The following is an 18912-nucleotide window of genomic DNA, read 5'->3' as shown; positions in this document are numbered from 1 at the left end:
AATCTATAGTTTTTCTTTTTTTCTACGGAAGAATCCAATCAAGCTCACAAAAACTAGAATAAAAAAAGCAATTCTGGCAATATAATCACCAGCCAAAACATAAAATGTCATTTTATCATTTGTAGTGATTTTACCAGATAATGCGCCTTTTTCCCCATAAGCCAAACTACTTGTAATCTCACCTTTAGCGTTAATTATTGCAGAAATCCCATTATTAGCACTTCTTGCAATGTCACGTCTGGTCTCAATAGCACGTAAGCTCGCATAACTTAAATGTTGCTTATGGCCTTGAGTTTCGTTCCACCAAGCATCATTGGTAATTATAGACAGAAAATTAGCTTCATTTCGTACATATCCTGTTACAAATTCTCCATAAACCGATTCATAACAAATTATGGGTCCAACTTTAAATTTAGAGTTAGAAGATGTAAAAACACCTCTGTAATCTTGAGTTGTTTTCATAGCTACAGTACCTCCCAGGTCAATCATCGCATCACCTATAAGTGGTTTCAAAATATCTTGATATGGGAAATTCTCAATCCCAACCACCAATCTGGATTTATTGTAATATTGAACCTTGTTATTAGAATTTATTAAAATTGCAGAGTTATAATCATCATACCAGAGCGTTTTACTGTATTGATTTGTTTCTTTTTTTATAAGTTGTGGATTGCTGAATGTGTCAATAAAAGACACACCTGTCAATACATTCACATTTGGATGCTCGCCAACATACTGGTCAAATCTATTTTTTAGTAAGGAATTATCAAATTCGGGAAGACGTGTGCTTTCGGCTAGAAACGTTTCTGGAGCTATCACGAAATCGGTTTCATCTGTGATTTTAGAATTGGATAATTCAAAAAACAAATCAGCAAATTTGAGATTCGTCATATTGTATTTTTCCGAATATGGATCAATATTAGGTTGCAAAACAACAACATCAACCGTTTCTCCTTCATGTGAATATGTTTTAAAAATTCCGAAGGAAATAAGAATAGGCACGATTATAAGTCCAGCACATTTCAGCAGTAAAAATTTTAAATCCCGTTTAGATTTTTTGTTTTGATAAGATAGGATACCTTTAAAAATCACGACATTTAAAATCCAAACCCAAAGGGTACCGCCAAAAGTTCCCGTGTATTCGTACCATTGGATCCAAGTGATATATTCAGAAAAACCGTTACCCAAATTTAGCCAAGGCCAAGAGAACTCCCATATGAGATGCAGTTTTTCAAAACTTATCCAAAGTGCAACTAAAAATAATAGCGATCTATTTGTAGATTGTCTTTTAGCATATTTGTGGTAAAGTAAAAACAACAAGGCCATCAATGCGGTATTGACTAAAACAGCAAAGCTTGCACCAAATATGCTGGCGAATCTTAACCAGCTTGTTGTGATAAGATTCCATATAAAAAATGAGAGATATGCTAACCCGAAAACTTTTAATCCTTTTCGTTTTACTTGTGATAATCGTAATTGACGTTCAGCAAGAAGTAGAGGGACAAATGCAAAAAATAACAGGAGCGGAAAGCCATAAGTTGGCCACGCCAATGCTAAAATAATTCCAGATGATAAGGCAAGTAAGATTTTTTTCACTATCTAAAGATACTAAAATCGAGTTTTAAAGAAAATACATTGGAGTATAAAGCAGCGCTTTGGTCTCCAATATCTGTAAAAGCATAATCTATTTGTATGCCTCTGTATTTGAAACCTAACCCCAAACTAGGCTGAAACGTCAAATCTTCGCTATTATCTATTTGAAGTTCATTTTGAAAGTTACCAGCTCCAGCTCTTAAAAAAACGAGATCTGTATAGCCAAACTCAAACCCCAAAGCGGGATTGACACTGGCAAACGAGCTAGATACGATATCATTATTTTGTTCAAATCTTACGTTTAAATCAAACGATGCCAATAAAGAATAATCGTAATGAAAAATAAATTTCTTGGACATTCCCACCTGTAATTTTGGGATGGTAAGTTCTGTTTTTTCTGGTACGGTTTGGTTTTGACCTTCAATAGCGTTTTGGATGTCTGCTAATTTATCATCATCAAAAGACCAGGCATTGAAAGTGGTAGTAATGTCTCGAGCCATGATACCGAATTTCCAGTCATTTTGACCTTCAAATTGAATCCCAGCATCTAAACCAAATCCCCAAGAATTAGCAAAATCCCCAATAATTCTTCTAACGACTTTAGCGTTTACACCATAACTTAGACCGTCAAGTGGAAGTTTTCTGGCATAAGAAAAAGTAAGTGCATAATCTGCAGTAGAAAACAAACTTACACGGTCATAATTGATGTTTCCTTGGTCATCTATAAGCTGTGTAGTATCTAAAATATCGTCCACTCCAAAACGAATCAATGACAGTGCGATAGCACTTCTATCATCAAGTGGTTTTGCAAATGCGATGTAATTATAATTGGCAATATTGGCAAAATAACTAGAATGTAATAAGGCTAATTCATTATCTTCTAAATTAACCAAACCAGCAGGATTCCAATATCCAGAATTCACATCTCCAGTATGGGAAACCACACTATTGCTCATACCAAGAGCAGCTGCGTCAACACCAATATTCAAAAATTCATTAGAATATTTAGTCTGGGCAGTACAAAAAAATGTTATCAAAGTCGAGGCAATGAATAGGTACGTTTTCAACAGCAAAAATTTTTTACAAAGATGCACAATATTTTTCACCTATTAAACTTGAAAAAGTGCTAGATATTGCCTTTGTTTTGTGTTAGTCGTAAATAGTTTGCTATTTTTACATAAATCTTTTATATGTCTGTAAAAAAGTACATTCCCAATTTAATTACGCTGCTTAATTTGTTCTGCGGAAGTATAGCGGTCATCTTTGCTGTACACAATAACTTTGTGGCTGCAGCTGTTTTTGTTTTCCTCGGAATTTTCTTCGATTTCTTTGATGGCTTACTCGCAAGAAAACTTAATGTCCAGAGTCCTTTGGGAATTCAATTGGATTCTCTGGCAGATATGGTCACGAGCGGTTTGGTGCCTGGCATTGTCATGTTCAAACTAATTTCAACAAGAATTAATGCTCCGGAAATTGTTACAAACCAAGAGTGGACTTCAAACATGAATTGGTCAGGGATTAATATCTCAGTAGTTGCGCTAATTGGCTTGTTTGTTACTTTGGCATCTGCATATAGACTGGCAAAATTCAATATTGATGAAGATCAACAAACTTATTTCAAAGGTCTGCCTACACCAGCCAATGCGTTATTGATATTATCATTACCGTTGATTATAGAATTTCAGAATAGCAACTTCGCAACTTCATTGATTTTAAATACTTGGTTTTTGATTGCGTTTACTTTGATAAGCTGTTATTTATTGAATTCAACAATCAAACTGTTTGCCTTAAAGTTTAAGGACTATAGTTTGGCAAATAATAAGTTTAGATATGTATTGATTATCTCTACGGTTATATTGTTGATAACCCTTCATTTTATTGCGATACCTTTAATAATCGCATTATATATTTTGCTTTCTGTAATTCAAAATATAACGACAAAAACAATTTAAAAATACTTTATATACATAGTAATGGCATCAGGATTTTTTGCATTGTTAGATGATATTGGAGCACTCATGGATGATGTTGCTGCAATGAGTAAGATTACAACTAAAAAAACAGCAGGGATTTTAGGTGATGACTTGGCGGTAAATGCTGAGAAAGCTTCAGGGTTTGTAGCATCTAGGGAAATCCCTGTACTTTGGGCCATTACAAAGGGCTCAATGCTCAACAAGTTGATTATTTTACCTGTAGCATTTTTATTAAGTGCGTTTTTACCTTGGGCTGTAACCGTTATTTTAATTATTGGAGGTGTTTATTTGGCTTACGAAGGTGTAGAAAAAATATACGAATATTTCGTGCCTCATGAAAAACATACAACAATTGACCTCAAAGAGAATCTCACAAAGGAAGAATTACTGGAATTAGAGAAATCTAAGATTAAATCTGCGATTTTAACCGATTTTATACTTTCCGTAGAAATTGTAATTATTGCTTTGGGAACTGTTGTAGGACAAGAATTACTATTTCAAATTCTTGTTGTATCCATTGTCGCAATTATAGCAACTGTTGGGGTTTACGGAATTGTAGCCCTTATCGTGAGAATGGATGATTTGGGATTGCGATTGGTTAAATTAAGTGATGGCAAAAAAAATGTGACCTATTATATTGGTAATTTTTTGGTACAGGCTTTACCAAAAATCATCAAAAGTTTATCGGTAATTGGGACCATCGCGCTTCTATTGGTTTCTGGAGGGATATTTGCCCATAACCTTGAATTCTTACATCACTTTTTAGAACAAATCCCATCAATGCTAAGGGATTTTATTTTAGGATTGATAGTAGGAGCAATAGCAGTAATCGTTGTTAAATTATTAAAGTGGTTGTATGGTCGTTTATTCAAGACGAAACATAAAACTGAGCAGCATTAAAAACATAAATCCATCTATAGTAATCATCTATGAAAGACCTCAAATTCCCAATAAATTTCACATTTAACGTCACGACATTATCCAATGATTTTTCTGCAAAGGATGCCACAGGCAAAACTGTTGCTTATGTGAGACAAAAAATGTTTAAACTCAAAGAAGATATAAATATTTACGACCACGAAAATAAGAGCAATTTAATATATAATATCCGGGCAGATAAATGGATAGATTTCTCTGCAGCTTACAGCTTTAAAGACGCTCAAGGCATAGAAATAGGTAAGATTGCCAGGAAAGGTTGGGCTTCCATTTGGAAAGCGCATTATGAAATTATTGATCAAAATCAAAAACTACAGTATCATATTAGAGAAGAAAATGCTTGGGTAAAAGTGATGGATTCTATGCTGGGACAAATCCCAATTGTTGGAGGGTTTTCTGGTTATTTATTCAATCCAACCTATAAAGTGACCGATTTAAAAGGAGAGGATATCTGTCAACTTAAAAAAGAGCCTTCCTTCTTCGGAAGAAAATTTAAACTCTCAAAACTCAAGCCCATTGATAACGATGATGACGAACGTATCGTTTTAAGTTTTATGATGATGGTATTATTAGAGCGTAGAAGAGGATAGTAAATGAGAAAATAATGATTATTTCTCTTGAATCGTTTCAAAATTCAACTTCTTTTTACGAAGTTCAAAGTTTTGGCCTAAATACACTTTACGTACCATTTCGTCACTTGCCAATTCTTCAGGTTCTCCAGCTTTTAAAATGCTACCTTCAAACATTAAATAGGTTCTATCTGTAATTGCCAAGGTTTCCTGCACATTGTGATCTGTAATCAAAATCCCAATATTCTTTTTGGTTAATTGTGCGATGATACGCTGAATATCCTCAACAGCAACGGGATCAACTCCAGCAAAAGGCTCATCCAATAAAATAAAATCGGGATCTGTAGCTAATGCACGAGCAATTTCGGTACGACGACGCTCACCACCAGAAAGCAGATCACCTCGATTTTTGCGAATATGTCCTAAACTAAACTCATCAATTAATGATTCCATTTTAGCCTGTTGCTCTTTCTTGCTCAATTTCGTCATTTGGAGCACACTCAAAATGTTATCCTCAATACTCAACTTTCTAAATACTGAAGCTTCTTGCGCCAAATACCCAATCCCAATTTGAGCACGCTTGTACATTGGGTAATTGGTAATATTATCTCCCTCTAAAAAAATGCTTCCGCCATTTGGTTTAATAAGCCCAACGATCATGTAAAAAGAAGTGGTTTTACCAGCACCATTTGGTCCCAATAATCCAACGATCTCACCTTGATTAACCTCCAGCGATACGTCTTTTACAACTTTTCGTCCGTTGTAGGACTTCATTAAATTCTCGGCTCTAAGCTTTTTCATAATTATGTAATAATCGCTAAAATAGCAATTTCAAAAGGACTTACTTTTTAGTTTATTATAAGTTTAACGGAAGTTAAAACACTTCGGTATTGAATTTATTTTTCTTCGGAATGTTTCTCCAATGCATCCCAATACTCATAAGCTCTTCTCAAGTGCGGAATTACAATTGTACCTCCAACCAAAGTCGCAATGCCCAATGCTTCGACAACTTCCTCTTTTTTTAAACCTATTTTATGGCTTGATTCTAAGTGGTATTTCACACAGTCATCACATCTTAAAACAGTAGAGGCCACTAATCCTAAAAGCTCTTTTGTTTTTTTATCTAGAGCTCCACCTTCAGCAAAAGCATTGGTGTCAAGATTAAAAATACGCTTGATGATTTTATTATTATCCTCAAGGATGGTATCGTTCATTTTAGAACGATAGTCATTAAATTCAGTAACGATATCAGACATTTACTTTTTCTTGTTTTTTGTTTTGGTTTCTAACAACAATTTTTGAAATAAAAATACTTATTTGGTATAAAATTAAGATTGGAATTGCAACAATGACCTGACTAGCTAAGTCTGGAGGTGTAATTATAGCAGAAAGAATAAGAACAATTACTAAGGCAAACTTTCTATATTTTTTCATTAATTGAGGTGTCACCAAGCCTATTTTAGTTAAAAAATAGATAATTATAGGAAGCTCAAAAACAAAACCAGATGCCAAAGAAGACGATCTAATCAAAGCAATGTAAGAGCTAATTTGAAATTGATTATCAATATCTGGACTAATACTGTAATTGGCTAAGAAGTTTATAGATAAAGGTGTCACGATATAATACCCAAAAAGAACACCAATAAAGAAAAGTAGTGATGTTACGATTATAAAACCTCTCGAATGCTTACGCTCATTAGAATGTAACCCTGGACTTATAAAACTCCAAACCTGGTAAATAATATATGGAAATGCTATTATAAATCCAGCATAAATAGAAGTCCAAATATCTGCTGAAAATTGAGAGGACATTTCTAAACTTGTAATTTTAAAAGGAAATTCCGCAGCACAAAACGTGGTATCATTAATCCCTATAAATTCTGAAACTTTACACAACCATTTATAGGTTGGGAAATCCATTTGTTTGGGTGCAAAAATTACATATTTAAATATAGCTCTACTAAATATAAATGCTACAGTTGCACAGATCAGGATCGATAAAGTGATTCTAATTAAATGCCATCTTAAGTCTTCAAGATGGTCTAAAAAAGACATTTCATCAGTTTTGTTTTTCGCCATTATATAATACCTTCTTTAATTAAATCATGAATATGGATGACACCTGCGTATTTGCCCTCTTTTTCAACCAATAGTTGAGAAATCCCATGAGACTCCATCAGTTCCATAGCATCAATAGCCATTGCATCCTCTTCAATTCGTTTTGGATTATCGCTCATAATCTCTTTGGCAGTTAAATGAAGAAATTCATCACTTTTTGTGAGCATTCTCCTTAAATCACCATCTGTTATGATGCCAGTGATCTTATTGTTATCTACGACCGCTGTTACACCAAGCATTTTTTCTGAAATTTCTACGATCACATCTTTTACACTTGTATGAAGTTGTACTTGAGGCTTAAGGTTTAGAGTAGATAAATCACTCACGCGCATATACAATCGTTTACCTAAAGCACCACCTGGATGGTATTTTGCAAAGTCCTTACTTGAAAATTCGCGAATTTCCAATAGACAAACAGCTAGTGCATCACCAATTACTAATTGTGCAGTTGTACTCGTGGTTGGAGCCAAATTATTTGGACAAGCTTCTTGTTCAACATGAGCATTTAAAATATAATCTGCTTGTTGACCTAAAAACGAATTAGTATTTCCCGTAATAGCAATCAACTTGTTTTTTGCATTTTTAATGAAAGGGACTAAAACTTTTATTTCTGGCGTATTTCCGCTTTTAGAAATACAAATCACAATATCATCCTCTAAGATTAATCCTAAATCTCCATGAATGGCATCTGCAGCATGCATAAATACAGATGGTGTACCGGTAGAATTTAATGTAGCTACGATCTTATTAGCTATAATGGCACTTTTGCCAATACCTGTAATAATTACTCGACCTTTAGAATTATAAATTAATGTTACCGCATTAGCAAAATCATCGGTTAATAAATGACTTAAATTAGCTATGGCGTCACGTTCTAAATCTATTGTTTTTCTAGCAGTTTCAAGAATAGATTGGTTGCTTTTCAAAATTAATTTTTTTTGAGTTTGATGGGTATAAAGAAATTGTTATCTTTAGTCTTATGCAAATGTATCAAAAATACTAATAGGGATTAATGAGTACAAAAGAAATTGATATACATTCTGAACTTAAACATTACTTCGGTTTTTCAAAATTTAAAGGACTTCAAGAAAGTGTTATAGAAAGCGTTGTTGCAGGTGAGGATGTATTTGTTATTATGCCAACTGGAGGCGGTAAATCTTTATGTTACCAACTACCAGCATTAATAAAAGAAGGTACTGCAATTATAGTGTCGCCACTAATTGCCTTAATGAAAAATCAAGTTGATGCCATTCGTGGTATTTCAAATGAAGATGGCGTTGCGCATGTTCTAAATTCTTCACTAAATAAAACAGAGGTCAAACAGGTTAAGGAAGACATCGTTAATGGTGTTACAAAATTACTATATGTAGCTCCAGAGTCTCTCACAAAAGAAGAACACGTTGAGTTTCTTCGATCTGTTACCATATCATTTATGGCTGTAGATGAAGCCCATTGTATTAGTGAATGGGGACACGATTTTAGACCAGAGTATCGCAACTTACGTCATATAATAAAACGTATAGGTGATAATATTCCAATTATAGGTTTAACAGCAACTGCAACGCCAAAAGTGCAAGAAGACATTTTAAAAAGTCTAGATATACAGGATGCCACCACCTTTAAGGCATCATTTAATAGACCTAATTTGTATTACGAAATACGCCCTAAAACCAAAAATGTAGATTCAGATATTATTCGTTTTGTTAAAAAGAATGAAGGTAAATCTGGTATTATTTATTGTTTAAGCAGAAAGCGTGTTGAAGAATTAGCTCAAGTTTTACAAGTAAACGGTATAAAAGCTGTGCCATATCATGCAGGTTTAGATCCCAAAACCAGAGTGAAGCACCAAGACATGTTTTTGATGGAAGATTGCGACGTTGTGGTCGCAACAATCGCTTTTGGGATGGGAATCGATAAACCAGACGTGCGTTTTGTGATTCATCATGATATTCCAAAAAGTATAGAAAGCTATTATCAAGAAACTGGTCGTGCAGGACGTGATGGAGGTGAAGGTCATTGTTTAGCTTATTATGCTTATAAGGATATTGAGAAATTAGAAAAATTCATGTCCGGAAAACCGGTGGCAGAGCAAGAAATTGGACAAGCATTGCTTCAAGAAGTTGTTGCTTTTGCAGAAACTTCAGTATCGAGAAGGAAATTTATACTTCATTATTTTGGTGAGGAATTTGACAATGAGACAGGAGAAGGCGGAGATATGGATGATAATGTTCGCTTTCCGAAGAAACAACATGAAGCCAAAGATGAGGTCGTTACCTTACTAGAAACGGTAGAGAAAACCAATGAAAAGTACAAATCCAAAGATTTGGTTCAAGTATTGGTTGGAAAAACAAACGCACTTATATCTTCTCATAAAACGGACACGTTACCTTTCTTCGGAATTGGGAAAGACCGTGACAAACGCTATTGGATGGCATTGATACGTCAGGTTCTTGTAGCTGGTTACCTTAAAAAGGATATCGAAACCTACGGAGTTCTGCGTATACCAGAAGAAGGTAAGGCATTTATTAAATCGCCACAGTCGTTTTTAATGACTGAAGATCACGTCTTTGATGAAGATACAGATGATGGAATAATCACAGCAGCAAAAGGTAGTGGTGGCGTAGTAGATGAAACCTTAATGAAAATGCTTAAAGATTTAAGAAAGCGAAATGCTAAATCCTTAGGAGTACCGCCATTTGTGATTTTTCAAGATCCATCCTTAGAGGATATGGCTCTAAAATATCCAATCACGATTGAAGAATTAAGTAATGTTCATGGTGTAGGTGACGGAAAAGCCAAAAAATATGGAAAAGATTTTGTAGCCTTGATTTCCCAATATGTTGAGGATAATGAAATTGAAAGACCAGATGATTTTATAGTTAAAAGTACAGGCTCAAACTCTGCCATAAAATTATACATCATTCAAAATGTAGATAGGAAATTACCGTTAACGGATATTGCCTCCAGTAAAGGAATGAATATGCAGGATTTTATAAAAGAAATGGAAGCCATTGTTTATTCTGGTACCAAGCTGAACATCAATTACTGGCTGGATGATATTTTAGATGAAGATCAACAAGAAGAAATCCACGATTATTTTATGGATTCTGAAACCGATAAAATAGATGATGCAATCGCAGAATTTGATGGCGATTACGATGATGAAGAGTTAAGACTTTATCGCATTAAATTTATTAGTGAGGTGGCGAATTGATTAATTTTTGAAATTTAATGAAGTTATTGAAAAAATGGAATAGCTCATATTTTTACATTTTATACATTATAATATGTGTTTTATTAGTTTTCTTTACATTGTTTATAGTTAATTTTAAGCAACGAACGCATCCAAATATTTATTTAAGTATTTACATCCAGTTGATTGGTTTAATTTTTTTGTTTAGTTATTTTTTTGAAAAGAATAACTTCATTTTTAAATATGCTATCATCATCTGTAAAAACTCTGCTCCTAAAAGTAGAAAAATGGCATTTTTCTTTTTTTTCTAGCAACTTTTATAGCTTGGATGCGATATTTATTGTAGATATAAATTTTATAAAAGAAATTTACTCCTCTTCATCACTCTCATACATATCAAAAACTACCTTTTGCTTCTTACAAGTGAGCACTAAGTTTTTTAGATTAGGTTTTTCAATTTTGGCAGCATCTGCCTCTTCAATTTGAAAATCTATCTTTGAGATACTTCTATTGGAAACGTTGGAATGGTCAGACTCAAGTTCAACCATATCAGAATTTAAAAGAAGTTCAAAATCATTACCAATAATTTTTAGTTGAGCGCCTTTTTTTGTTTTAGTATGAAAAGAGCCGACAATAACAGTCTGCATAAAATAATAACCACCAAGCTCATTAAGTCCAGCATACAAGACATTATCTTCAGCAATTGCAAAAGGCGTATGCTCAATATCATTGATGATAGCTTCGGTATGGTCATCGACATGCAATTTCTCCATTGCTCTGGGATTTCCGAAGGCAGCCTTTAATTTCGTAATAAAACTCATAAAACTATTCTTTTTTACAAAGCTAAAGTAATTGCTAGTAATTCCAAATTGTGCTTCTAACTTAGTTTCATATCTTTGCAACTCAATTAAAATATAATACAATGCAAGACGGTTTATACGCAAAATTTAATACAACAAAAGGCGAGATTTTAGTCGCTTTAGAATTTGAGAAAACACCAGGAACGGTAGGTAATTTCGTTGCTTTAGCTGAAGGAAATCTAGAAAACGATGTGAAACCTCAAGGGACACCTTATTATGATGGATTGAAATTTCATAGAGTCATTCCAGATTTTATGATCCAAGGAGGTTGCCCTCTTGGGACAGGAACGGGAAATCCAGGTTATAAGTTTGATGATGAGTTTCACCCAGATTTAAAACATGATGCACCAGGTGTGTTGTCTATGGCAAATGCTGGACCAGGAACTAATGGAAGTCAGTTTTTTATCACACATATTGAAACGCCATGGTTGGATAATATGCATACGGTCTTCGGAAAAGTGATTGAGGGACAAGATGTCGTTAATGCTATCGCTCAAGGAGATGAAATCGAAACATTAGAAATATTAAGAGTTGGAGCAGACGCAGAAAGCTTTAATGCTGTAGAAGCATTTAGAACTTTTGAAGGCGCAAGAGAAAAGCGTGTTGAGGCAGAGCGTGAAGCTGCAAGAGCAGAATTAGATAAACTAGCATCTGGCTTTGAGGAAACAAAAAGCGGATTACGTTACCAGATCATCCAAAAAGGAACTGGTAAAGCTGCAGAGAAAGGAAAAATGGTATCTGTACATTATAAAGGACAGTTAGCAGATGGTACTGTATTTGATTCTTCATATAAAAGAAATGCACCTTTAGATTTTCAAGTAGGTGTGGGTCAAGTTATATCGGGATGGGATGAAGGTATCTGTTTATTGAATGTTGGTGATAAAGCTCGTTTGGTTATACCAAGCGATTTAGGTTATGGTTCTGCTGGAGCAGGTGGAGTAATACCGCCAAATGCTACATTGGTTTTTGATGTAGAATTGATGGCTGTTAAATAAAAATATATTTAAAGAATAAAAAAAGCACCAATTAAATTGGTGCTTTTTTATTTTATAAGCTAAAACAGTTGATATAATTGAAATGTAAAGGACTGTTATTCAATTCAATATACTTAAGAACGAAGCTTTGGTTGGGTTTAGTATTAAGGATAAATTTTCCGAAGAAATTTGATAATACATCACTAAAATAGTCTTATCTATAACTAATTCATTTATAATTATATAATAGAAATTTATTTCTTATTTAGAATAAAACACATAAAAAAAATTTAAAAAGGTGTATTAAAATTGTAAATTGCGTCAATGAACAGTATTAAAAGCACCCACTTATACAATAATGTTTTAAAAGAATTAACCTACAGTTTTGGTAATGTTTTTATTTTTAAGGGATATGTCATATCTGAAATCAATGAAGGTATAATATTCACTTGGGAGCATCATGCAAAACAAATTGTAGACGATGTATCGACTTTTTTAAGTACAGATGGTAACGATGTTGTCTATATTTCCCACCGTATCAATTCATATGCAGTTAAACCTAACGATTGGCTTAAGTTTTTTACCCATAGCTATGGTTTAAAGGGTTACGGAGTAGTTGGATATACACAAGGTAGCGTTTTAAACACAGTTATTGAAAACCTGTTTTTCAATAAAAAAATAAAACGATTTAATTCTATTGATGCAGCGATACAGTGGGCAACAGATATAATTTTAGCAGAAGTTGATAATTAAAAAAAGCACTTGATCAAGTGCTTTTCTCTTTTAAACTAAACTTTTATTTATTTCCGTTTTGCTACAAATGTACCATTGGGTTGTATCGCTTTGAGCTCGGTTATCTTCCCGTTTTCATCTTCAATAAATTCAATCTTAAAGCCTTCTAGGGTTTTAAATGAAAACTTATGCTTATCGGTGGCAATTAATTCATATTCTGGTTGCCCTTTAATGAACAGGTGCAGCGCTTCGTTTTTTATGAAAATCTTAAAATCGGTACCAGCAATATCATAATCTCCAGTATAAGTCTCTAATGTTTTGGTATCTACGTCGATGGTATTAGGTGCACGATCAAAAACAATATCATCAACAGTAGGTTCAATCTTAATTTTTGCTTCGGAAATATCGCCACTTTCACCAGTAGTAAAAACCATCTTTATTGATTTACCATATTGAGTAGTGTCCACTTTGTTTTCAGTCATATCAATAAGTTCAAAGACATCATAGTGAAAATGGTGTAAATACAATTTATCACCATTAAGTATGGAAAATAAAGAATCATTTTCCGCAATGATTTCAAAATTACCATATCCCTTATTAGAATATATGCCAGTATAATCAACATTTATATGTGAAGGTTTGGTGTTTTTAACATTTGAGATTTCTGAATCCTTTTCTACTTCTTCCTGTGCTTTTTTTCCCTTTTCGAGGTTTTTCTCGTATCGTCCAACCCAATCAGATTGTTCAACTCCCAACAAACGATCAGAAATTGTATTTCTAACTAAAGATGGTACAGGAGAACCGTTTTGGTTTGCCAGTACTACAATGCCAATATTATCACTAGGGTACAATGCGACATTTGCTGAAAACCCATCTATATTTCCACCATGCTCTACACGATAGTGCCCTTTATAAGATTGTAAGAACCAACCGTAACCGTAATTTGCGAAATGGATATCAGGAAATTCTTCATCTGGAACACCTCCGCCTACAACTATTTGGGAACTCATCGCTTCTGTAATATAGTTTTCAGGGATGATTTGTTCGCCTTTAAATTTTCCGTCATTGATCCAGGTTATCAACCAATTAGACATATCATTGACACTACTGTTTATGCTTCCAGCAGGAGACATTCCCGCAATATCATAATAGTCCATTTTTTTAATATTGTCGTTTTTTACTTCGTAACCAAGCGATGCATTTGAACTGGATTTCATTTCTTCTATAGAGGCATTTGTTCTGGTCATCTCCAATGGTGTGAAAAATTGCTCTTTTAAATTGTCTTCCCAACTTTTTCCCGTGATACGTTCTGTAATTACACCTTGTGCCAAAAATCCAAAATTATTATAATACCATTGTTGTCTAATGCCTGTAAAAGGTTCTTGGTACTTCATACGCATTAGTAGCGAATCTTTACTGTTACTTGGAAAATAATACCAAGATCCATCATGTCTAGGTAAACCAGTACTGTGCCTCATCAAATCTTTTATGATGAGGTTATTATTTAGGTCATTATTGTAAAACTCTAATTCTGGCACATATTGTCTAGGATTATGATCAAATGATAATTTATCATCATCTCTCAATATCCCTAAAAGTGAAGATGTAAATGCTTTTGTGGATGAGCCGATAGCAAATAGTGTATTCGCGTCTACTGCAATTTTATTTTCATAATCACGGTAACCAAATCCTTTGGCATAAATAATTTTGTCGCCCTCAACTACAGCTACAGCGTAACCAGCAGTTTGAGTTACTTCAAGAATTTTATTTAATTCCTTTTCAATTCCTTTTAAGCGTTTATCCTGTGAGGATACCGAAATGGTAAGAATTAAACTTAAAATAAGTAAAGCTAATTTTTTCATTGTGTTGGTTTTTTTAAGAGTTCGTTACTTGTTAGTAGTTGAGTTTTTCAATAAGTTACTTAATTCTTGAACTAATTTTACAATTCATCATTTAAAAATTACAGTTCGGTAATTCGTTTTTTCAAAAAGCTGACTTCTGTTGGATATTTGCCTTATCAATCACGCTGAATTTATTTCAGAAATAAAACAAATTATCATGAGCACAGTAGTTAAATTTTTTATGTTCTTAATGTTTAGTCAATTACTAAACGCACAAACCAATTATGAAAAAGGAATGCAAAAAGCATTTGCACTTTGGCAAGACAACAAAACCGATGAAGCTGAAAATATGTTTGAGCGCATTTCAAATGCTGAAAAAGATGAATGGTTACCACATTACTACATAGCGCAAATCAACAGCTTAAAAAGTTGGAATGAAAAAGATGAAACCGTTTTAAAGGCACAATTAGATAAAGCTCAAAAACATATAGATACTGCTATGGAAATAAGCAAGGAAAATCCAGAAATTATCGTAATGCAAGCGCAGGTATTAACCAATTGGGTAGCTTATGATGGTGCTGTCTACGGAATGAAATATGCAGGAAAAATTACAGAACTTTACAATAAAGCATACAAAATAGCACCTCAAAACCCAAGAGTTGCTTTCAATAAAGCAGATTGGGCAATGGGTAGTGCTCGCTATTTTGGGCAAGACACCAAACCGTTTTGTGCTGAGATAGAAAAATCTCTTGAACTTTTTACTAACTTTAAACCAGAAAGCAATTTACATCCAAACTGGGGAATAGAGCGTGCAGAGCAAGTTTCAAAATCCTGTAAATAATAAAATAGACCATCATGGCAACTAAACCTTTTAAGAATATCATCATCACCTTTATTATTGGCTGTATTGTATATGCTATAGGTAAGTTGTTGTCTGGCGGATTTCATTACAACACTATAAATCAATTTTTAATCGATTTTACATTTTACCAATTGTATGCATTTGTTCTTGGTTATTCTAACACCTTCTTTTTTGGATATATGGAGCGTCGCCAATGGAAAAAACAAGATACCGTAAAACGTGTTTTATACGGTATACTGGGAGCAACTATTATCACATTAATTGGTTTGTTCTTTCTAAGGGTGCTTGTTGAGGTCGTTTATTTTGGGCAACCTTTTGAAGAGTTTATTGCAAATGAAACTTGGCAAGGTTACTCATTTGGCCTTTGGATCACGATGACTATTGTAATTATTTTTCATGTTGTTTATTTCTACAATAGGTATCAAAAAAATAAAATCAAAGAGCAGAAAGTAATAGCTGGTGCTGCAAGTGCAAAATTTGACGCCTTAAAAAACCAACTAGATCCACATTTTTTATTCAATAGCTTAAATGTACTAACAAGTTTAATCGAAGAAAACCCAAAAAACGCCCAAAAGTTCACAACCTCATTATCTAAAGTATATCGTTATGTTTTAGAACAAAAAAACAAGGATTTAATAACTGTTGATGAAGAGCTAAATTTCGCAAGAACCTACATGTCACTTTTAAAAATGCGTTTTGAAGACAGCATCATTTTTGAAATTCCAGATCATTCCACAAATCCGGAAAGTAAAGTAGTCCCATTATCTCTACAGTTATTATTAGAAAATGCGGTAAAACATAATATGGTCACTAGTAGTAAACCTTTGCACATTAAAATTTATGAAGATGGAGGTATGCTCGTTGTAGAAAACAACCTTCAACCTAAGCAAATCGTAAAAAAGAGCAGTGGAGTAGGATTAGAGAATATCAAACAACGCTACAAGTTATTATCAAACAAAACAGTATCAATCAATCAACAAGCAAACAGTTTTGCAGTTGCAATACCAATGCTTACAAAACAAGTATCAATCATGAAAGCAATAGAACCAAAAACAAATTTTGACGACAGATATATAAGAGCACGTAAGAGGGTAGAAGAGATAAAAGAGTTTTATTACAGCCTAATTTCGTATTGTTTAGTAATACCTTTTTTAATATTTATCTGGTTTAGGTACACACCAAACACCATCCAATGGTTTTGGTTCCCAATGTTGGGTTGGGGATTAGGGCTAGCATTTCATGCCTACAAGGTGTATGTGAATGATGGCGTATTGGGAAGTAATTGGGAAAAACGTAAGATTGAAAAATTTATGCGTGAAGAAGAAGAGCAACGATGGAATTAAAAAATAGATCATAAAATGGTAAACAACATAGAACCCTACGGAAATAGAAACTCTCAAAAAGCTTGGGAGAAAGAAGAAGCCTACTTAAGAGCACAGAAAAAAGTAAAAGCAATCATTGGGTTTTACTGGCACTTAGCCTCTTATGTAATCGTAAACATATTCATTATAATAATTATCACCAGTAACGGAGTAAAGCTATTTAGTTTTGGCACGTTCTCAACAGCTTTCTTTTGGGGAATTGGTTTGTTCTTTCACTTTATGGGCGTTTTTGGACCCAATTTTTTCTTCGGAAAAAACTGGGAAGAACGTAAAATTAAGGAGATGATGGAAAAAGATAATAAACATTGGGAATAATGAACAACTCACTAGGAAATAAAGAACGTTATCAAATTGCAGCGAAAAGAGTAAAAAGAATAAAGGGTTTTTATACACATGCCTTAGTTTTTACCATAGTCAATCTTGTTTTTGTGTATATCAACTTTCAAAATTTAGAAGAAGGTGAAAGCTATTTTCAATGGCGTAATTTTATTACATTTTCATTTTGGGGAATAGGTTTATTGGCGCATGCTGGATCTGTATTTTTACCGAGCTTGATTTTTGGCAGAAACTGGGAGGAAAGAAAGATCAAGGAACTTATGGATAAGGATGATTCCCGTTGGGAGTAAAGTATTTAAGATTTTAAAAGATGAACTCAGACAAGCAAAAAGCAAAACAAATTCAAAAGGCAAAAAATCAAGTTAGAAAAATTAAAATTTTCTACTTTCATTTAGCACTATATCTTGTAGTTGTCGCTCTTATTCTATTCAATTTTTATATTATTGAAGAAGGACCATATAAAAATAATGTTACTGCATTAAATGTTTCGGTATTAGTACTGTGGACTTTTGCTATTTTTATTCATGGTTGGAGAATTTTTAAAGGAAGATTCATATTCAAGAAAAGTTGGGAAGATAGAAAGATTGAGCAAATCTTAAATAAAGAGGAAGAAACCACTTTTTGGGAATAGCGATTATTAGAATTATTAAAATTTCAGAATAAAAAATAAGAAATGAATATCATCATCATAGAAGACGAAAAACCATCGGCAAGACGTTTACAGCGTATGTTGACCGCACTAAATATGGAAACGGAGACCATGTTACATTCTGTAGAAGAATCTATAGAATGGTTTCAAAATAATGAACATCCAGATTTGATATTTTTAGATATTCAGCTTAGTGATGGGCTGTCTTTTGAGATTTTTGAAGCTATAGATATAAAATCTGCAGTGATTTTTACAACCGCTTATGATGAGTATGCTTTGCAGGCATTCAAGTTGAATAGCATAGATTATTTGTTAAAACCTATTGATGAGGATGATTTGGAAAAGGCAGTTTCAAAATTTAATGATCGTGCGCCAAAACAAAAAAAGGTTACTTTAGATTTTGACGATATTAAAAAATTATTGGTCAATCCCATAGAACGGGAGTATAAAAAGCGATTTTCAGTAAAAGTCGGTCAGCATTTAAAATTGATCAATATTGATGATATTGAATGTTTTTATAGTGAAAATAAGGGCACTTATGCTTATACTACAGAAGGTAGAAACTATTTACTCGACACATCGCTAGAGCAATTGGAAGATGAACTGGAGCCACACAAATTTTTTAGGATTAGCAGAAAATTCTTCGTGAACGTCAATGCCATAAAAGATATGGTAAGTTATACCAATTCTAGATTACAGATTAAACTAAACACGTTTAACGAACATGAAGTCATTGTGGCAAGAGAGCGTGTTAAGGATTTTAAAGAATGGCTGTCTTGAATAATTTGAAATGATTTTATCTTCGGAAGTTTTTTAAAATAGCTACATCTAACGGTTGTTCAATTCTTATCGACGTTGCGGTCATAAAATTCCGAAGAAAATTAAATTAAAAAC

The 18912-nt window shown here is 33.5% G+C and carries 20 protein-coding genes; 12 read left to right on the top strand and 8 right to left on the bottom strand.

The features are described 5' to 3' along the window. Positions 1–3 precede the first annotated feature (3 nt). Positions 4–1596: an apolipoprotein N-acyltransferase gene (gene lnt, locus GQ40_RS09440; RefSeq protein ID WP_047547835.1), complete on the bottom strand. Its 1593-nt coding sequence runs from the start codon at positions 1594–1596 to the stop codon at positions 4–6. Beyond that, positions 1596–2660: a PorV/PorQ family protein gene (locus tag GQ40_RS09435; protein WP_081990197.1), complete on the bottom strand. Its 1065-nt coding sequence runs from the start codon at positions 2658–2660 to the stop codon at positions 1596–1598. The genes lnt and GQ40_RS09435 overlap by 1 nt, the downstream gene beginning before the upstream one ends. A 123-nt stretch (positions 2661–2783) precedes the next feature. Here GQ40_RS09435 and GQ40_RS09430 point away from each other — a divergent pair, with 123 nt between their 5' ends. Genes GQ40_RS09430 through GQ40_RS09420 form a run of 3 tightly spaced genes read left to right on the top strand, consistent with a single transcriptional unit; the run spans position 2784 to position 5092 of the window. Then, positions 2784–3545: a CDP-alcohol phosphatidyltransferase family protein gene (locus tag GQ40_RS09430; RefSeq protein WP_047547831.1), complete on the top strand. Its 762-nt coding sequence runs from the start codon at positions 2784–2786 to the stop codon at positions 3543–3545. A gap of 21 nt (positions 3546–3566) precedes the next feature. Beyond that, positions 3567–4466 (top strand): DUF808 domain-containing protein, encoded by a 900-nt coding sequence (locus GQ40_RS09425; RefSeq protein ID WP_047547829.1) that lies wholly within the window; start codon positions 3567–3569, stop codon positions 4464–4466. 29 nt (positions 4467–4495) lie between these two features. Continuing rightward, positions 4496–5092: a hypothetical protein gene (locus GQ40_RS09420; protein WP_047547827.1), complete on the top strand. Its 597-nt coding sequence runs from the start codon at positions 4496–4498 to the stop codon at positions 5090–5092. An 18-nt stretch (positions 5093–5110) separates the two neighbouring features. Here the strand turns inward: GQ40_RS09420 and lptB are convergent, their stop codons facing one another. The 4 genes from lptB to GQ40_RS09400 all read right to left on the bottom strand — a co-directional run bounded on the left by lptB (position 5111) and on the right by GQ40_RS09400 (position 8115). Beyond that, positions 5111–5872 carry an LPS export ABC transporter ATP-binding protein gene (lptB, locus tag GQ40_RS09415; protein WP_047547825.1) on the bottom strand — a complete coding sequence of 254 codons (762 nt, stop codon included), beginning with the start codon at positions 5870–5872 and terminating at the stop codon, positions 5111–5113. 95 nt (positions 5873–5967) lie between these two features. After that, positions 5968–6327 (bottom strand): carboxymuconolactone decarboxylase family protein, encoded by a 360-nt coding sequence (locus tag GQ40_RS09410; RefSeq protein ID WP_047547822.1) that lies wholly within the window; start codon positions 6325–6327, stop codon positions 5968–5970. Further along, positions 6320–7150 (bottom strand): twin-arginine translocase subunit TatC, encoded by an 831-nt coding sequence (gene tatC / locus GQ40_RS09405; protein ID WP_047547820.1) that lies wholly within the window; start codon positions 7148–7150, stop codon positions 6320–6322. Before tatC ends, GQ40_RS09410 begins: the two co-directional genes overlap by 8 nt. Then, positions 7150–8115: an SIS domain-containing protein gene (locus tag GQ40_RS09400; RefSeq protein WP_047547818.1), complete on the bottom strand. Its 966-nt coding sequence runs from the start codon at positions 8113–8115 to the stop codon at positions 7150–7152. The genes tatC and GQ40_RS09400 overlap by 1 nt, the downstream gene beginning before the upstream one ends. 86 nt (positions 8116–8201) lie before the next feature. Here GQ40_RS09400 and recQ point away from each other — a divergent pair, with 86 nt between their 5' ends. Beyond that, positions 8202–10403, top strand: a complete 2202-nt coding sequence (recQ, locus tag GQ40_RS09395; RefSeq protein WP_047547816.1) for a DNA helicase RecQ — start codon at positions 8202–8204, stop codon at positions 10401–10403. A 347-nt stretch (positions 10404–10750) separates the two neighbouring features. Here the strand turns inward: recQ and GQ40_RS09390 are convergent, their stop codons facing one another. Beyond that, positions 10751–11203: a hypothetical protein gene (locus GQ40_RS09390; protein ID WP_156115563.1), complete on the bottom strand. Its 453-nt coding sequence runs from the start codon at positions 11201–11203 to the stop codon at positions 10751–10753. 101 nt (positions 11204–11304) lie between these two features. Here GQ40_RS09390 and GQ40_RS09385 point away from each other — a divergent pair, with 101 nt between their 5' ends. After that, on the top strand, positions 11305–12237 hold the full coding sequence (locus tag GQ40_RS09385; RefSeq protein WP_047547812.1) for a peptidylprolyl isomerase: 933 nt from the start codon (positions 11305–11307) through the stop codon (positions 12235–12237). 303 nt (positions 12238–12540) lie between these two features. Beyond that, positions 12541–12969 (top strand): hypothetical protein, encoded by a 429-nt coding sequence (locus tag GQ40_RS09380; protein ID WP_047547810.1) that lies wholly within the window; start codon positions 12541–12543, stop codon positions 12967–12969. Between the two features lie 47 nt (positions 12970–13016). Here GQ40_RS09380 and GQ40_RS09375 read toward each other — a convergent pair whose 3' ends face one another. Further along, entirely contained in the window at positions 13017–14810 is a 1794-nt protein-coding gene (locus GQ40_RS09375; protein WP_047547808.1) for a serine hydrolase, read from the bottom strand. A gap of 196 nt (positions 14811–15006) precedes the next feature. Here GQ40_RS09375 and GQ40_RS09370 point away from each other — a divergent pair, with 196 nt between their 5' ends. The 6 genes from GQ40_RS09370 to GQ40_RS09345 are packed head-to-tail and all read left to right on the top strand — an operon-like array spanning position 15007 to position 18798. Next, a complete protein-coding gene (locus GQ40_RS09370; RefSeq protein WP_047551800.1) occupies positions 15007–15630 on the top strand; it encodes a tetratricopeptide repeat protein in 624 nt (207 codons plus the stop codon). A gap of 14 nt (positions 15631–15644) precedes the next feature. Further along, entirely contained in the window at positions 15645–16994 is a 1350-nt protein-coding gene (locus GQ40_RS09365) for a 2TM domain-containing protein (protein ID WP_047547805.1), read from the top strand. Between the two features lie 15 nt (positions 16995–17009). Beyond that, positions 17010–17348 (top strand): 2TM domain-containing protein, encoded by a 339-nt coding sequence (locus tag GQ40_RS09360; RefSeq protein ID WP_047547802.1) that lies wholly within the window; start codon positions 17010–17012, stop codon positions 17346–17348. Beyond that, positions 17348–17659, top strand: a complete 312-nt coding sequence (locus GQ40_RS09355) for a 2TM domain-containing protein (RefSeq protein ID WP_047547800.1) — start codon at positions 17348–17350, stop codon at positions 17657–17659. The genes GQ40_RS09360 and GQ40_RS09355 overlap by 1 nt, the downstream gene beginning before the upstream one ends. A gap of 20 nt (positions 17660–17679) precedes the next feature. After that, positions 17680–18000 carry a 2TM domain-containing protein gene (locus tag GQ40_RS09350; protein WP_047547797.1) on the top strand — a complete coding sequence of 107 codons (321 nt, stop codon included), beginning with the start codon at positions 17680–17682 and terminating at the stop codon, positions 17998–18000. 42 nt (positions 18001–18042) lie between these two features. After that, positions 18043–18798: a LytR/AlgR family response regulator transcription factor gene (locus GQ40_RS09345; RefSeq protein WP_047547796.1), complete on the top strand. Its 756-nt coding sequence runs from the start codon at positions 18043–18045 to the stop codon at positions 18796–18798. Positions 18799–18912: the final 114 nt, after the last annotated feature.

Origin of the sequence: Psychroserpens sp. Hel_I_66 (assembly GCF_000799465.1) — a bacterium.
Classification (GTDB): domain Bacteria; phylum Bacteroidota; class Bacteroidia; order Flavobacteriales; family Flavobacteriaceae; genus Psychroserpens.
The sequence above is the reverse complement of the archived record's forward strand: the minus strand, read 5'-3'. Positions and strand labels throughout refer to the sequence as shown.

Excerpts from the sequence above, each read along its gene's own strand:
- GQ40_RS09380 (WP_047547810.1), top strand. The coding sequence starts at position 12,541 with ATGAACAGTATTAAAAGCACCCACTTATACAATAATGTTTTAAAAGAA.
- GQ40_RS09360 (WP_047547802.1), top strand. The coding sequence starts at position 17,010 with ATGGTAAACAACATAGAACCCTACGGAAATAGAAACTCTCAAAAAGCT.
- GQ40_RS09355 (WP_047547800.1), top strand. The coding sequence starts at position 17,348 with ATGAACAACTCACTAGGAAATAAAGAACGTTATCAAATTGCAGCGAAA.
- GQ40_RS09365 (WP_047547805.1), top strand. The coding sequence starts at position 15,645 with ATGGCAACTAAACCTTTTAAGAATATCATCATCACCTTTATTATTGGC.
- GQ40_RS09345 (WP_047547796.1), top strand. The coding sequence starts at position 18,043 with ATGAATATCATCATCATAGAAGACGAAAAACCATCGGCAAGACGTTTA.
- GQ40_RS09375 (WP_047547808.1), bottom strand. The coding sequence starts at position 14,810 with ATGAAAAAATTAGCTTTACTTATTTTAAGTTTAATTCTTACCATTTCG.
- lptB (WP_047547825.1), bottom strand. The coding sequence starts at position 5,872 with ATGAAAAAGCTTAGAGCCGAGAATTTAATGAAGTCCTACAACGGACGA.
- GQ40_RS09420 (WP_047547827.1), top strand. The coding sequence starts at position 4,496 with ATGAAAGACCTCAAATTCCCAATAAATTTCACATTTAACGTCACGACA.
- tatC (WP_047547820.1), bottom strand. The coding sequence starts at position 7,150 with ATGGCGAAAAACAAAACTGATGAAATGTCTTTTTTAGACCATCTTGAA.
- GQ40_RS09350 (WP_047547797.1), top strand. The coding sequence starts at position 17,680 with ATGAACTCAGACAAGCAAAAAGCAAAACAAATTCAAAAGGCAAAAAAT.
- GQ40_RS09390 (WP_156115563.1), bottom strand. The coding sequence starts at position 11,203 with ATGAGTTTTATTACGAAATTAAAGGCTGCCTTCGGAAATCCCAGAGCA.
- GQ40_RS09370 (WP_047551800.1), top strand. The coding sequence starts at position 15,007 with ATGAGCACAGTAGTTAAATTTTTTATGTTCTTAATGTTTAGTCAATTA.
- GQ40_RS09425 (WP_047547829.1), top strand. The coding sequence starts at position 3,567 with ATGGCATCAGGATTTTTTGCATTGTTAGATGATATTGGAGCACTCATG.
- GQ40_RS09430 (WP_047547831.1), top strand. The coding sequence starts at position 2,784 with ATGTCTGTAAAAAAGTACATTCCCAATTTAATTACGCTGCTTAATTTG.
- GQ40_RS09410 (WP_047547822.1), bottom strand. The coding sequence starts at position 6,327 with ATGTCTGATATCGTTACTGAATTTAATGACTATCGTTCTAAAATGAAC.
- GQ40_RS09385 (WP_047547812.1), top strand. The coding sequence starts at position 11,305 with ATGCAAGACGGTTTATACGCAAAATTTAATACAACAAAAGGCGAGATT.
- recQ (WP_047547816.1), top strand. The coding sequence starts at position 8,202 with ATGAGTACAAAAGAAATTGATATACATTCTGAACTTAAACATTACTTC.